10 protein-coding genes are annotated in these 14,807 nt (G+C 43.3%); 5 read left to right on the forward strand and 5 right to left on the reverse strand.

The features are described 5' to 3' along the window. Positions 1-19 precede the first annotated feature (19 nt). Both H7968_RS01880 and H7968_RS01885 read right to left on the reverse strand, forming a co-directional pair. Positions 20-970, reverse strand: a complete 951-nt coding sequence (locus H7968_RS01880) for an ABC transporter permease (protein WP_134376447.1) — start codon at positions 968-970, stop codon at positions 20-22. A gap of 16 nt (positions 971-986) precedes the next feature. Next, positions 987-1,880: an ABC transporter permease gene (locus H7968_RS01885; protein WP_227394554.1), complete on the reverse strand. Its 894-nt coding sequence runs from the start codon at positions 1,878-1,880 to the stop codon at positions 987-989. A gap of 468 nt (positions 1,881-2,348) precedes the next feature. Here H7968_RS01885 and H7968_RS01890 point away from each other — a divergent pair, with 468 nt between their 5' ends. Then, positions 2,349-3,968 carry a glutathione ABC transporter substrate-binding protein gene (locus tag H7968_RS01890; RefSeq protein WP_319799474.1) on the forward strand — a complete coding sequence of 540 codons (1,620 nt, stop codon included), beginning with the start codon at positions 2,349-2,351 and terminating at the stop codon, positions 3,966-3,968. Between the two features lie 309 nt (positions 3,969-4,277). On the opposite strand, the gene H7968_RS01895 is transcribed toward H7968_RS01890, so the two are convergent. Together H7968_RS01895 and H7968_RS01900 are read right to left on the reverse strand one after the other, a co-directional pair. Further along, the gene (locus H7968_RS01895; protein ID WP_227394555.1) at positions 4,278-5,468 is read right to left on the reverse strand and encodes a glycine C-acetyltransferase; all 1,191 of its coding nucleotides are present in this window, start codon (positions 5,466-5,468) and stop codon (positions 4,278-4,280) included. Positions 5,469-6,039: 571 nt separating this feature from the next. After that, complete coding sequence (locus tag H7968_RS01900; protein WP_227394556.1) at positions 6,040-8,169, reverse strand: choice-of-anchor J domain-containing protein; 2,130 nt, start codon at positions 8,167-8,169, stop codon at positions 6,040-6,042. A gap of 441 nt (positions 8,170-8,610) precedes the next feature. Between H7968_RS01900 and H7968_RS01905 the strand changes: the two genes are divergently transcribed. The 4 genes from H7968_RS01905 to H7968_RS01920 all read left to right on the forward strand — a co-directional run bounded on the left by H7968_RS01905 (position 8,611) and on the right by H7968_RS01920 (position 13,359). Next, positions 8,611-9,897: a hypothetical protein gene (locus tag H7968_RS01905; protein WP_227394557.1), complete on the forward strand. Its 1,287-nt coding sequence runs from the start codon at positions 8,611-8,613 to the stop codon at positions 9,895-9,897. A gap of 23 nt (positions 9,898-9,920) precedes the next feature. Beyond that, positions 9,921-11,678: an ABC transporter ATP-binding protein gene (locus tag H7968_RS01910; RefSeq protein WP_227394558.1), complete on the forward strand. Its 1,758-nt coding sequence runs from the start codon at positions 9,921-9,923 to the stop codon at positions 11,676-11,678. A 74-nt stretch (positions 11,679-11,752) separates the two neighbouring features. Beyond that, positions 11,753-12,307, forward strand: a complete 555-nt coding sequence (locus H7968_RS01915; RefSeq protein ID WP_227394559.1) for a copper resistance CopC family protein — start codon at positions 11,753-11,755, stop codon at positions 12,305-12,307. Further along, complete coding sequence (locus H7968_RS01920) at positions 12,304-13,359, forward strand: copper resistance D family protein (RefSeq protein ID WP_227394560.1); 1,056 nt, start codon at positions 12,304-12,306, stop codon at positions 13,357-13,359. The genes H7968_RS01915 and H7968_RS01920 overlap by 4 nt, the downstream gene beginning before the upstream one ends. Here H7968_RS01920 and H7968_RS01925 read toward each other — a convergent pair. Continuing rightward, positions 13,354-14,634, reverse strand: coding sequence for a DUF2254 domain-containing protein (locus tag H7968_RS01925; RefSeq protein WP_227394561.1), 1,281 nt, complete (start codon positions 14,632-14,634; stop codon positions 13,354-13,356). The two genes, H7968_RS01920 and H7968_RS01925, sit on opposite strands and share 6 nt — an antisense overlap. Positions 14,635-14,807: the final 173 nt, after the last annotated feature.

Genomic DNA, 14,807 nt, shown 5'->3' on the forward strand with positions numbered 1-14,807 from the left:
CCTCATTTCAAAAAATTTATCAGTTAAGATCAATTCGCTTATTAAGGAATCGATAAGAAATATCAACAAGTAAGTTAACAAATACGAACAGGAAGGCAAGAATTAATACTGTTCCCTGTACAACCGGGAAGTCACGTGTATTAATAGCCTGGATTGTTAAACGGCCCATACCATTAATGGCAAAGATCGTTTCAGTTAAAACAGTACCTCCAAGTAGTGCACCAAATTCAAGACCTACTACTGTAACGACAGGAATCAAGGCATTTTTTAAAGCGTGCTGATAAATTACAACACGTTCCTTCACACCTTTTGCACGAGCCGTACGGATATAATCCTGACTGATAACTTCAAGCATACTGGATCTGGTCATACGGGCAATAATCGCTGCCCCGGCTGTACCAAGCGTAAATACCGGAAGAACAACCTGTCTCCAGTCGTCACCCCAACCGGATGCACGCATCTGAAGAAATGGCTGAAGCGATTCAGGTATCCAATTCCCAATGGCAAACCATTGGATTAACATGAGTCCGAGCCAGAAGTTCGGCATTGAAAGTCCGAACAGTGCAACAATCATGATCACAACGTCTGTGACTGTGTAATGACGAACCGCAGAAACGATTCCTGCAATCAGTCCCATGAATACACTTAAAATGGTACTGTATACCGCTAATTCAACGGTAACCCAAAAACGCGTGCCAATTTCATCAACTACAGGGCGGCTGCTTCGGATAGAAGTACCAAAATCTCCTGTTAATACATTTCCAACAAACGTTCCATATTGAACATGTAGTGGTTCGTTCAAACCTAATCTTTCACGAATCTGTTCAACCTGTGTTTCCGGTGCAGACTCTCCGGCAATAATCTGAGCCGGATCTCCGGGAATCAGGTGAATTAATGAGAAAACGAGGATCGATACCCCGAATAAAACAGGAATCGTCTGTAAAAGACGTCGAATAATAAATTTCGTCATGCGTTACACCTCCTATTTATTGTTTCATTTTCGGATCGAGTGCGTCACGAAGTCCATCTCCGAAAATATTAAATGCCAATACCACAATGACGATCATAATGCCCGGGAAGAAAGCAACGTGCCATGCATCATACATATAAGCACGACCATCCGAAAGCATTGCCCCCCATTCAGGAGTCGGTGGCTGTGCACCAAGTCCAAGGAATGACAGACCCGCCGCTGTTAAGACCGCTGTTGCGATACGAAGTGTTGATTGAACAATAATTGGAGACATAACGTTCGGCATAATATGTCGAAAGATTATTCTGAAATCGGATGCACCAAGTGCACGAACAGCATCAACATACTCCAGTTTTTTAACTGACAGTGTAGATCCACGTACGATACGGGCAAATGCCGGCACCGAGAAGATACCTACTGCAAGAATTACGTTTTGAAGACTTCCTCCAAGTACACTTACGATCGCAAGTGCCAGAAGAATACCCGGGAACGCAAGAAGAATATCCATGATCCGCATAATGATGCTATCAATGATACCTCCGTAATAACCTGCAATAACACCTAATGGTACTCCTAATACAATTCCGATAATAACTGACAGGAAACCTACGTAAAGGGTAATCCACATTCCGTGAATGATCCTTGTAAAGATATCCCGGCCGAAATCATCTGTACCAAACCAGTTATCCGCAGATGGCGGGGCCAGTTTGTTAGTAATGTCTGTCGCATTCGGAGACATTGTTGTAAACATTGGTCCGACTATTGCGACAATAATGAAGAAAAGAATTAAATAACCGCCGACAAGAGCCGCCTTATTTTTACGCAGTCTTTTCCAAATGATTTTATAGTTTTCAAGTCTTGGATTGACCCGTTTTGCTGTAACCGGCTCGTTAACCGTGTTTTCGCTCATACTTTACACCCTCTCTTTACTTTAAATCTTGTAACATATCCTATTTAAAGAATGTTACACACCTAAACAATATTAACGTATTTTAGACAAAAATGAAACTATTCTAATATCTTTTATTATGAACTTTTTTGTATAAAAATATCACAATTTGCTTTTCTGAGGATAATATTGGAACGAATCAGATACTAATATAGTACACTTCATCACTTCACACTAATAGAGAATGATTGACTTGAAAGCTTAGAAAGTCTAAGGATTAGGATAATAGGTTCAATCATAAATTATGCTGATATATCTATCACAAGATCCATTTTTTGCATTTCTATACTTAAATTTTATCTTTTTTGAACGTAACTTTTTTTACACACTTGTAATATTCAAAAATTTACGATATATTATTTTTTGAATATTGCGCTTAATAGGGCGTGAATTTCGATTCAAACATATTAAATATGGGGGGTAATTTTTTTGACAAGTAAAAAAACGCTTTGGGCATTTTTACTGACGCTTGTACTGGCAATGTTCCTCGCAGCATGTGCCGGCGGAAGCGAAGATGAGGGCGGCGGCGCTGACGAAGGCGGCGGTTCTGACGAAGGTACCGGCGAAGAAGCTGCAGCTGGCGGCGACTTGATGCTGAACGTCCTATCTGATGTATCATCTCTTGATCCACACGGTTCAAACGATGTTCCTTCATCTAACGTACAAGCTAACATTTATGAAACACTCATTTTCCAGGATGAAAATAACGAGCTACAGCCAATGCTTGCTGAGTCTTGGGAGCCAGTTGATGACCTTACTTGGGAATTCAAACTTCGCGAAGGAGTTAAGTTCCACGACGGTTCTGACTTCACAGCTGAAGTAGTAAAAGCTAACCTTGACCGCGTTCTTGATCCAGCTGTTGCATCACCACGTGGTTTCCTTTATGAAATGATCACTGAAGTAACAGTTGTAGATGACTACACTGTTCAAATTACGACTGAATATCCATTCGCTCCACTTCTTGCTCACCTTACACACAGCGGTGGTGCAATGATTTCTCTAGATGCTATTGAAGCTGATTATGCTGCAATGGAAGAAGGTTCTGAGCCAGGATCTGTAATTGCTCAAAACCCTGTTGGAACTGGATTCATGCAGTTTGACTCTTGGACTCCAGGTGAAGAAGTTGTCCTTACTAAGTTCGATGAGTATTGGGGAGAGCCTGCAGGAATTGATTCTGCAACATTCCGCGTAGTTCCTGAATCAGCAACTCGTCTTGCTGAGCTTGAAACTGGAAATGCTCACATTATTGATCCTGTTCAGCCAAATGAAGTTTCTCGTGTAGACAACCTTGATGGCGCGAGCATGAACATCCAAAGTTCAACAAGCTTAGCTTATCTAGGTTTCAACATGGATAAAGAACCATTCAATGATGTACGTGTACGTCAGGCGATTTCTATGGCAATTGACAAGCAGTCTATCATTGAAGGTATTTATGAAGGATACGGAATCGAAGCAATCGGCCCAATTCCTCCAGGTGTATTCGGATTTAACGAAAGCGTAGAACCACTTCAGTACGATATGGATCAGGCAAGAGCTCTTCTTGAAGAAGCAGGACTTGCTGATGGTTTTGAAACATCTATCTGGACAAACGATAACCCACAGCGTGAGGCGATCGCAATTCTTGTTCAGGAAGCTCTAGCTGAGCTTAACATTACAGTTGATATCCAAATTCTTGAGTTTGGTGCATTCCTTGAGCAGACTGCTGCTGGTCAGCATGATATGTTCATTCTTGGCTGGTCAACTCCAACAGGAGACGCTGACTATGCTACTTACGCTCTATTCCACTCTTCACAAGTTGGAGATCCGGGTAACCGTTCATTCCTTCGTGATGATGAAGTAGATCAGCTTCTGGAAGCAGGACGTCAGGAAACTGACCAGGATGCTCGTGCAGACATCTACCTTCAGCTTCAGGAACGTCTGGTTGAACTTGCTCCAATGGCATACATCAACCACACTGAGTACCTGACTGGTGTAAGTGATAACGTTCAAGGATTCTCAATCCTTCCAAACGGACTTTACCAGCTTAAAGATGTAACAATCTCTGAGTAATCATTTAAAAATCCCTCATTCGTTTAATCGGATGAGGGATTTTTTTATCTTTGGTTACATCATATAAACCATTCAGGGCCATTCCCTCACTTTACACGACTAAGCAGCGAAACAGCCATGCTTCACTACTGTCTCACCTTTCACTTTACAGCTAAAGAATCTTAAAAATGATCAGGCCCTACTTGCTTGATATTTGCACTCTTTAAAAAGAATAAACATGACCATATGAATCTGTGTAACCACCCTATACTTTAGGCATGAAAAAAACTGGCTCAGAATATAACTGAACCAGCCTTTTTGTTTACATTATTATTTGATAATCCCGAGCTCTTTACCAACTTTTTCGTATACGGCAATCGCCTCATCCAGCATTTCTTTCGTGTGTGCTGCTGTTGGCATATTTCTTACTCGTCCTGTGCCGCGTGGAACGGTTGGGAATACGATTGATTTTGCATAGACGCCTTCTTCAAACAGACGTTTACTGAACTGCTGCGTGAGTTTTTCGTCTCCAATGATACAAGGTGTAATTGGTGTTTCACTGTCTCCAATATCGAAACCAAGCTTTTTCAGACCTGCTTTTAAATAATCTCCGTTTTCCCACAGCTTGTCATGAAGCTCAGTGCTGTCCATCAGCATTTGAAGCGCTTCAGTGATCGCTACAGTATCCCCTGGTGTCAATGCTGTTGAGAACAGGAACGGACGTGAACGGACTTTTAACAGATCAATCAGATCCTGTGAACCGGCAACGTAACCGCCTACTACACCGATTGCTTTAGATAACGTACCGATCTGGAAGTCGATTTCTTTTTCAAGGCCAAAATGTTTGACTGTACCTTTCCCCTTGCCCATTACACCTGAACCGTGCGCATCATCCACATAAGTAATCAGGTCAAATTCCTTTGCGATTTCAACGATCTCAGGAAGCTTTGCAACGTCCCCATCCATTGAAAATACACCGTCTGTGATGACCATTACTTTATTATAAAGACCTGACTCAGTCGCCTCTTTTGCTTTGGCGCGGAGATCCTCCATGTCTGAGTGGTTGACCCGGATGATTTTTGCTTTTGACAGACGGCAGCCATCAATAATCGATGCATGGTTCAGTTCATCAGATAGAATCGCATCGTTTTTATCCATGACTGCTGAGATCGCAGCCATATTACAGTTAAAACCGGACTGATAAGCAATTGCTGCTTCTGTTCCTTTAAACTCAGCAAGCTTTTCTTCAAGCTTCACGTGAACATCAAGCGTTCCGTTGATCGTACGAACGGCTCCGGCTCCTACTCCGTAGTGATCAATGGCTTTTTTAGCCGCTTCTTTTAAATGGTCATTTGTTGCAAGACCGAGGTAGTTATTAGATGAAAGGTTGATCAGCTCTTTACCGCCAATCGTGATGATGGCACCATTCGGGCCTTCTACGGGGTCGATTTCGTTATAGAGGCCTCGTTCTTTCAAGTCGTTAAGGTTTTCCTGTAAAAACTGGTCCAATACCTTTGCCATGTTCATTTCCTCCTGATTTACATTTGTCTTTTCCACACAAACACTATTGACTGAAATGAATTGTTTTAATCGAGTTTTTGTACGGTTTTATTTTATCATGTTTGTTGGTTGTGGACAAATGGATTGGGTGTTATGTGGCATAAGCCGGTCCTGGCCCCTCCTGCGCTTTCCTTTGTGTCTAGCTGCGGCCGGGCGGTGTGCCAGCTAGTGCTTCTCTACCTCAGTGGTCTTCGGATACGCCACCGTCTTTTGAATCAGAAATCATTAAAATTTTTTATAATTCAGGGATACATTTTCAAGCGTTTTGTTGATAAGAATATAGTAAATGTTGATAGCTATAGAATATATGTCGATAGGTCCTTGGTTTCTGTTGATAGACTTCCCTGAGGCCATTCTTTTGTGGATAGAGCAGGGAAAATTGTTGATAGCTGGTTTAAAAATGTTGATAGCTGTGCATTTTCTGTCGGTAGTGATCCACAATATGTCGATAACCACCTCTCGTTATCCACAATTTTCAAACTACAAAAAACCGGAGCAGGTCAACGACCTCTGCTCCGGTTTTCATAGAATATTATCGTTTATTCTTTTTACCCTTGCCTTTGTCTTCTTTAAAAAGCAATTCGTATGTGAATTCTACCGGGTTTTTAACGCCGTCCGGTGCTGCATATGATGTGATCATTTTAACATTTCCATCTTTGAACAGCTGGTTAAGTTGTAGAGCCTGTGTATCTGTTATGTTGAAAGGATCCACTTGAATCACTTTTGGTGGCGCGTTTCCTTTACCGCGTTCCTGGATAAATGTCACAGTGTAATTTACGAAGTTACCCTGAATTTCATCCAGTGATTTGAATGCGTCTACACTAGAGCCATCTGACTCGAAACCTGCTGCTTCAAGAGATACATTATCGATGAACCAGCCGCTTTCACTTGTGCCCCAGTCTTCCATGTAGCGGAATGCAACGAGAATTTCCTGACCTGCGTATGCGCTCAGATCAAATGATTCAGATGTCCATTCACCGTTTGTACCAGTAAATCCAGGAAGGTTTTCCTTAATGGTTGGATAGCCTTCCGCTACGATGTCTGTACGTGTGTTTTCATTTCCTAGTGATGTCCATGTCTCACCATTGTCTGTTGAAACCTGAACTGTTCCGAAATCCCACTGCTCTTCAATTTCATAGAAATGATCAAAAGCCAGTGATGCTTCAGTAACGCCAGTCAGATCAGCACCAAAGATGAGGCGATTATCACTTTCCGCTCCAACATTACCCCAAAGAACCTGGTTATCTGCATTCAACGGGTCTGCAACAGACTGCCATTGCTGTGGCAGGAAATCTGCTCCGTTAAAGGTAAATCCTTTTACTTCTTTTGTGAAATCAATGGATTTAAAATCTCCGCCCCATGCAGGAACGCCTTCTTTTTCAACTTCAAGTGCATTTTCGTAATTGATTGTTTTGCCACGTTTCGTGCCTTCAGCATCTACAGGAAGGTCACGAAGGTTAATGCTGTCAAATTTATAAACGCCGTCATTTCCTTTACTACTATCTAAAGCCAGAGCCGTAATAAAGTTTTGGTAGACACCTTCGAATGTCTGGTCAATACCGTTTGATTCAAACACTTCGTTTACTGAAGAGATTCCCTGTGAAGAAGAAGTAGCCAGTTCACGAATAAATTCCTGTCCATATTTGTCATACAAGTATAGTGTGAACAGGTACACCTGACCGTAATCAGCGATTGTCTCCGGGCCGGTTGGGGCGCTGCGGTGCTCGTCCCAGTTAACCAGAGAATTTTCCGGATGATCTAAATAGAAGTTGATCGATCCCTCTCCGTGTCCATATCCACCAAGGAATTCAGAGAATGTAGACATCCCTTCATTCAGCCATGTTTCCTCAGAAGAGTCGTTGTCCGCATGAATTAAGTGCTGAAGCTCGTGAATCGTTGTTGCATAAAACGTTGACTCAAGACGCTCTTCCCAGTTATTTGTATCAATCGTAATCATATTGCGGTCTGTATAATTCTCAAGCGTCTGCCAGAAGAATCCTGCTACAAAGAATGGATAGTCCGGATTGTAGTACGCATCATCTTTCACGTTATCAATCATCATCAAAACTTTATCGCTGCCTTCATAATATCCTTCCGGAAGGCCGACCATTTCAGGTAATGGAGAGTTGGATCCGTCCAGCTGATCTGGAGTACCGAAGAAATCAGTCGCAACAGGGTACATATTAGAGTCAAATTCAGCCGTCAGCTTGTCCACTTGTTCCTGTGTAACGACATCAGCACCCCGTGGATCTCCTTCAGGATAACTTAAGTCATTTGCTACCCAGACTTCTACGTTTTCACCTACACTACGAAGCGTGTACTCTCTAAATTGAAGGTTATAATCAAGGAAAAGCTTCGTTCCCCCATCATATGTAAAGTTTTCATCACCTTCTTCAGATTCTGTTACCTCTTCCGCATCGAGCTGGGCTGCCTGCTCTTTCATTTTTCTTTCTGCCTGCTTTAAATAAGTTTGGTCCTCAGACAAATTCTGCAGATACGTATCAACGTCCAGACGGTCCCCATACCGTTCTGTGTTCCAGTTGCTGATATCTGTATTTGCAGGAGCTGCCTCTGCTTTCTGAGGTACAAGAGCTGCCGGAGCGAATAGTGACAGTACGAGCGCACTCGACGATAGGACTTTTACTACCGAAGACTTTTTCATTTTATTTCTCCTTTCGTACTAAATAGTTGTCATGCTTTTACAGTCTACCATGCTAAATTTTCAGAAAAAAGTGAATAATCACACGTGTAATTTTTACTAATTGAAGGACTTTTTGCCTTCGTTATACTATTTCGAGTCTCAAAAGAACAAAAGTCCTAGTTCATTAGAATCATAATACCTATGCGTAAAATCGACTTTACAGATTACTTTTCACTTTTATTAAGCCTATTTCAGCTGATCGGAGTGGAAGGCGGCGACTCCTGCGGCATAGAAGGGTCAGGTGAGACACCATAATGCGAAGCATTAGGTGGCTCACCGCCCGGCCACGGAAAGCGTCCGCCTGGAACGGAGATCAGCGGTTTGTTTTCATAACTGGTAATCTTCCATAACTTCAGCATGAGAATATGGTATGATAAAGAAGACCCGAGAGGAGGAGCGAGAATGAATCCACAGCGATTTTATTTGAAGGAAAAGGATCAGACTGTTCATACGATGACGCCTGTTCGACTTGCCATTCACGTTCCATGTTCGATCATCGAAGCGACTAACGATGATGGACAGCTTTATCATTTATATTTTGACGACCGACAATTCCTTGCCGCTAAGAAGGTGAGCCGCTCCAGATTGGGCAGCTACACTGAAAAAGCGTTCACGCAGGGAATTGTTTTTTTGTACCCTCATCCGATTTCAGATATGTTTGTACACCCCGAGAGCACTGTTTTAAACCGTTCCTTCACTTCCCTTCTGCAGGTTCTGCAGCATCAGAAGGATCCAGTAAAAACGGCTGAGTTGTTCAGCTGCTTTGACGGGTTGATTAAGGAGGAAAAACTGTTCAAAGTGATTCGGGATTGTTTTTATGAATGTAAACGGGAAGGACAATTTAAGAAAGCGGATATGATCCTTCACCTGATGAAGGATGTGTTCCCTGAACATGAGTGGGTGATCGCGCTGCGCGCACAAAAGCTCGATGTATCTGAAACAAGAATTTATCAATGGAAGCGGCGTGATACAGCTTCCTTCAGTATTCCTTACATTCTCGCGATAAAAGAGGAGTCTTACCGGTCACACCCTTCTCCTGAAACGTTCAATACACTTTTAACGTATTGTAAGCTGTCACTGACTGCTGATCAGCAGCAGCAGATGTTTGATTCCCTTCTCCATGCCGGATTTGAAGAGCCTGCTAAGGAGTTATACAGGCAGTATGTAAAATCTGAAAAGTATACTGAAGCATTCCATACGCTCATTATGCACCCCTTTACACCTTCGGGAGCTGACAGGCGGGTTTTACAGATGATGCTTAAGGATCAGCATGTGATGAAAAACATTCCAATCGATAAAATTTGTGCACGGCTTGTTCCACTCTTCCATCAGCAGCCGGATGAATTAAACCTTCTGTTGATTTCCTGTCTTTCACTTCATTATGAAAAGGATTTTCAAAAAGTTCTTCAGGATTTGGAGCCTGTCAAACTGAGCGGTCTTTCACTTCCTGTCTATCAGGATATTGAACGGTTATCGATGATTGCCGAGGATCCTGAGCAGCAGGCGCTTGCCGGAGAGTTGTATGAGCGGATCGGTTACTATCAGGATGCGCTTGAATGCTATAGTTATGAAATGGAGCTGAATCCTGAATCACGGGGTCCTATTGAAAAGATATCTAATATGTACCTTATTATGGGTCAGGCAGAAGAAGCGAAGGTCTACCGACAGCTTCTTGATTCCATGCCTTAAAATCAGTCAGAGGAGACATTTTTATGAAAGTAAAAGAGACGAAAAAGCCTGTCCAGTGGCAGGCTTTTCTTGGGCTGTTAAAGCAGTTAAAGTGGCCAAAATGGATCACCGTTTTCGCCCTGCTGTTTGCCTTAATTGAAACAGTCGTGAGTTTAATTATTCCACTTGTAACAAGAGATCTCGTCAACACGGTCACAGGTGCTGCGATCAGCTGGTCTACGCTTGGATTATTAATCGGCGTCTTTCTTGTGCAGGGAATTACAGGCGGGGTGTCTTACTACATGCTTGCCTACATAGGGGAAACGATTGTAGCGGACCTGCGGGAGAAACTGTGGCGACACATTATCCGCCTCCCTATTCCTTATTTCGATCAGCACGAGTCCGGCGAAACGATGAGCCGGATCACGCAGGATACGTCAACGGTGAAGCAGTTGATCACCGGGCACCTCGTTACGTTTGTATCCGGCATCATTTCCGTGATTGGTTCGGTCCTGCTTCTTTTATATATTGACTGGCGCATGACGCTGATTTTGTTAATTTCCGTCCCCGTCACATTACTGATCATTATGCCTCTCGGCCGAATGATGTACAGGATCTCCAAGTCCGTGCAGGATGAAATGGCGTCTTTTTCCGGCTTGCTTGGACGTGTTCTGTCAGAAGTCCGGCTTGTAAAAGCGTATGCTGCGGAGGAAAAAGAAGCAGCTAAAGGATCAGAGGGGATTCAGACATTATTTCGTTTTGGTTTGAAGGAAGCGAAAGTCCAGGCTGTCATTTCACCAGTGATGACCTTTGTCATGATGGCGCTTCTCGTGGTGATCCTTGGATACGGTGGAAGTCAGGTATCCTCCGGGGCTTTATCCGCAGGTGACCTCGTCGCGATTATTTTTTATTTATTCCAGATTGTTGTCCCGTTTACGCAGATGGCTAATTTCTTTACTGCCTTTCAAAAAGCGGTCGGTGCAACGGAGAGAATTCAGGCGATTCTAGAAATTACGCCTGAACCTTCGATAAAAAGTAAACAGACTGCCGGGGCGTATGATCATTTAACCTTCAGCGATGTATCGTTCCGTTACAATGAAAAGAAATCGATTCTCTCTTCCCTTTCCTTTACAGTTCCTGCAGGTAAAATGACAGCCTTCGTTGGACCAAGTGGTGTAGGAAAGACAACCATTTTCTCTTTGGTTGAACGTTTTTATACGCCGGTTAATGGAGCCATCACCTACGGGGAACAAAGCATCGATCAATTTCCGCTGGAGGACTGGCGACGCAGAATCGGCTATGTATCCCAGGAAAGTCCACTCATGTCAGGTACGATTAAAGAAAATATAACGTATGGGCTGAAAAATGACGTACCGGATGACGTCATTAAGGTTGCAGCGGTGGCTGCTAATGCATCAGACTTCATTGAAGCACTTCCGGACCAGTATGATACGGAGGTTGGTGAACGCGGGATCAGACTTTCAGGCGGTCAGAGACAGCGGATCGCCATTGCCCGCGCTTTAATTCTTGACCCTGAAATCCTGTTATTAGATGAAGCCACCTCCAATTTGGACAGTTCTTCAGAAATCCTGGTACAGGAAGCATTGCAGCGGCTGATGGAAGGTCGTACGACATTAGTGATCGCCCACCGGCTTTCAACGGTTCTTCACGCTGATCAGATCATCTTTATTGAAAATGGTCAGGCTACCGGATCCGGTACTCACCATGAACTTTATACAACGCATGACCTGTACCGTAAGTTTGCAGATGGACAGTCATTAATCCCTTCTGCAGCGGATTAATTTTCTTATAAAAGTGATCCTTTTCCAGACAGGCTCCGTTTCTCATATAACGAACCTGTTTGGAGGAGATTATGATGAAAAAATACTTAATGGCTGTAGGAATCGGCTTACTTTTATCGGCACAATCCGCGTTTGCGCATACGCATATGACCGGGTCTTCACCGGAAGACAGCGCTGTTATTGATACAGAAACGACTGAGGTATCCGTTCAGTTTGATACACCAATCGAAGAATCAGGTGTGATCACATTAACGGATGCAAATGGACAGGATGTTCCTGTTGAAGAGATCACAACGGGCGACGGTGAATTGATCGCCACGTTAGCTGCACCACTTGAAAATGGTGATTACGTTGCCGAATGGAATATCATCGGGGAAGATGGTCATGAAATGGAAGGCAGCTTCTCTTTTACGATAGAGATGGCCGAAGAAACTGTTGATGAGAACACCGAAGCTTCTTCTGAAGAGACAGTAATGGAAGAGGAACCTGAAGAAGTGGCTACTCAGACTATTGACACTGAAACTCAGGAAGAAAGTCAGAGAAATCCGATTGTGGTCCCGGCATCAATTGGACTCCTGACGCTTGCAGCTGCAGGCGGCGCGATTTTCTTCATGCGACGTAAGAAATGATGATGTATGTGGCAGAGACGCTCTTATATGTGTCTCTGTCTTTTTTAACCGGCCTATTCATTCTTGAAGCCGTTCCTCCTTCAAGAAAGCCGGTGATCCCAGTCAAACGGGAATGGATCATTGGATCAACTGCGGCAGTCATGATTTTGTCCTTTATTCCGTTAGTCCCTCTGATCATCAGATTGAGTGATACAGCGGGATTTTCCTCTGCGATCACAACCGTATTGCTTGATTTTACAGCCGGACAGTCATGGGTTGCCGTCTGGATCAGTGCATTACTCATCGTTGTCATCACAGCGGTTTCACGTAATAGGGCTGAAAGGGTCTGGCCCAATTTCTTTTTGCTGACTGCACTGTTTTTTTCCTTTAGCTGGGGCAGTCATCCTGAAGCGGTGTCCCCATTGATCGGAGCGGTCTACCATTTATTTCACCTGGCTGCCCTTCACAGTTGGACAGGGATTCTGCTTGTTGTGGCGTTTTTCAGCAGCTCGAGGGAAAATTGGAGCCGTTTTTTGTCATGGTTCACACCCGTCGCGATGCTGTGTGTTGTAACTGCCGGTGTTACAGGATATTTAATGGCGGATATGATGACTGGCGATTTTTCAGCTGCTAATGCAGCAACGACTAGTTACGGGCATTTATTACTGCTCAAGCTCGTTTTCTTTATTCCTGTTTTTTATTTTGCTTTCGCTAATGCTTTTTTGATAAAGAGAAAGTTAAAGGATCACCGCTATTCTCCATTTACGATGATCCGTGTTGAAGCAATTTTTTTATCAGTCGTTTTTGCCGTTACTTCGGTTTTATCTAAAACAGCTCCACCAGACCCTTCCCGGCCGATGATGGATGAAATGGTACAAAACCTTACTGGTATTAACGGCTTTGTTGTGTTTTCAGCCCAGACAGAGATGCTGGTATTCATCGTGTCGTTTTTGATGTTCAGCCTATTATTACTAATGTCTTTTTACAGGTCGTTTCCTGCTTTTTCATCCTTCATTTTTGGGATGGGCGTAACCGCCTCACTGTATTTCAGCGTTTTATTCAGTCTGTCATAGTCTCGTCATCCGCTCAACCGCCTGGATTTTCTGATTCAGCCAGTGATGGTCAAGGTCCGGCATGGCGCCGAGTTCAGCCTGCTCAACCACGTATTGGGCGATTTCACCGAGCGCTTCTAAGTGATGCTTAGGAGCGCTTTCTGCTGCAAATGCAATGGCCTCAAGCAGAGCAGACAAAACGGATACATCCTCTTTCCCATAATGACGAAGCTGATAAAACGTTCTATATAAAATATCTTTGTAGGATGGCAGTGTGAATTTGACGACACCCTGATTGTCTTTGTTGACGACGAGGATTGACCGGATTGGGAGCTGTGATAAATTCCCCAGCAGTCGTCCAATATGACGGATGCTGTCATTTGCTGTGTTTGGATCATTGATCCCGGGAGATATGGCGCGCAGGGCAACCTCAACCATTTTTTGAAGCGCAAAAATAGGATCCTGTCTGACATCACGCTCATTGCCGATTAAAAAGCAGTCGCCAAGATTCACGCCCCTGACTTCCGGAAGCCGTTCAGAAGTCACATACACGGTCAGCAGAGGTGTTGCCTTATGAACAAACTCCCCGATTGGTACATTCACTTCAATTTTTAAACCATGTTCCATCGCCTTTTTCGCAAGCTTATCAAAATCAATAAATTGTAAATAACCATAATCCATCGCCTGGATATCAAAACTCGAAGGTTCAGGATCCCAATTCTCCCCTTCATGTTCAAGGGAGATGCCTTTTTGCTGAAGAAGTTCGAAATAATAATCGGTCACACCGTCTGCATCTTTTGCAAGGCGTTCAATCAGACGACTCGCCTGGATATGACTAGCCACATGATGAATGAATACCGCAAAGAAAATCAGACAGATGATCGCAATGATGACACCAACCGTACCTGAAATAACGGGCTGATCGGAACCCCTCAGGAATAGCAGCGATAACGTCGAATAGATAAACCCACCCATAAACACCCCTAAAACTCTAAGTGTGAAGGAATCGGTAATAAAATTTTTAATCGTTTTTGGTGAATACTGGGAGGCATAAGTTGAAAGCACGACCATTATGGTTGAGAAGGTGAACGTTGTCATGGTCAATAATGCCGTCAATAATGCCGTCAAAATGGATTGTGCCAAAGCATTTTCAGTATAGAAAATTTCCGGCAGACTTTCTATGTTGAGCTGAGAGTCAACGACTCCGGCTGCAGCAGCTATGATCAAGCCTAAAATACTGTAAATGGAAGGAATCAACCATACCTTTTTTCTCAATTCCACATACCATTTTTCCATTACGCATCTTCCTTTTTAAGTGAATTCTTTCTCTTGCATGAAGCTCCTGATCTTAACCTTGCTCCCCTTCTTCATCTTTTCCCCGTTCCTTTCAATTTGATGTCAGAAATTATAAGATATTTGATCTAATTTCTAATAAAACGCTTGCAAGATCGCTTTCTTGTATATACAAT

The sequence above is a fragment of the Jeotgalibacillus aurantiacus genome, assembly GCF_020595125.1.
Lineage (GTDB): Bacteria > Bacillota > Bacilli > Bacillales > Jeotgalibacillaceae > Jeotgalibacillus > Jeotgalibacillus aurantiacus.

Coding starts and splice junctions, on each gene's coding strand:
- H7968_RS01880 (WP_134376447.1), bottom strand. CDS start 970: ATGACGAAATTTATTATTCGACGTCTTTTACAGACGATTCCTGTTTTA.
- H7968_RS01885 (WP_227394554.1), bottom strand. CDS start 1,880: ATGAGCGAAAACACGGTTAACGAGCCGGTTACAGCAAAACGGGTCAAT.
- H7968_RS01895 (WP_227394555.1), bottom strand. CDS start 5,468: ATGGCAAAGGTATTGGACCAGTTTTTACAGGAAAACCTTAACGACTTG.
- H7968_RS01900 (WP_227394556.1), bottom strand. CDS start 8,169: ATGAAAAAGTCTTCGGTAGTAAAAGTCCTATCGTCGAGTGCGCTCGTA.
- H7968_RS01905 (WP_227394557.1), top strand. CDS start 8,611: ATGAATCCACAGCGATTTTATTTGAAGGAAAAGGATCAGACTGTTCAT.
- H7968_RS01910 (WP_227394558.1), top strand. CDS start 9,921: ATGAAAGTAAAAGAGACGAAAAAGCCTGTCCAGTGGCAGGCTTTTCTT.
- H7968_RS01915 (WP_227394559.1), top strand. CDS start 11,753: ATGAAAAAATACTTAATGGCTGTAGGAATCGGCTTACTTTTATCGGCA.
- H7968_RS01920 (WP_227394560.1), top strand. CDS start 12,304: ATGATGATGTATGTGGCAGAGACGCTCTTATATGTGTCTCTGTCTTTT.
- H7968_RS01925 (WP_227394561.1), bottom strand. CDS start 14,634: ATGGAAAAATGGTATGTGGAATTGAGAAAAAAGGTATGGTTGATTCCT.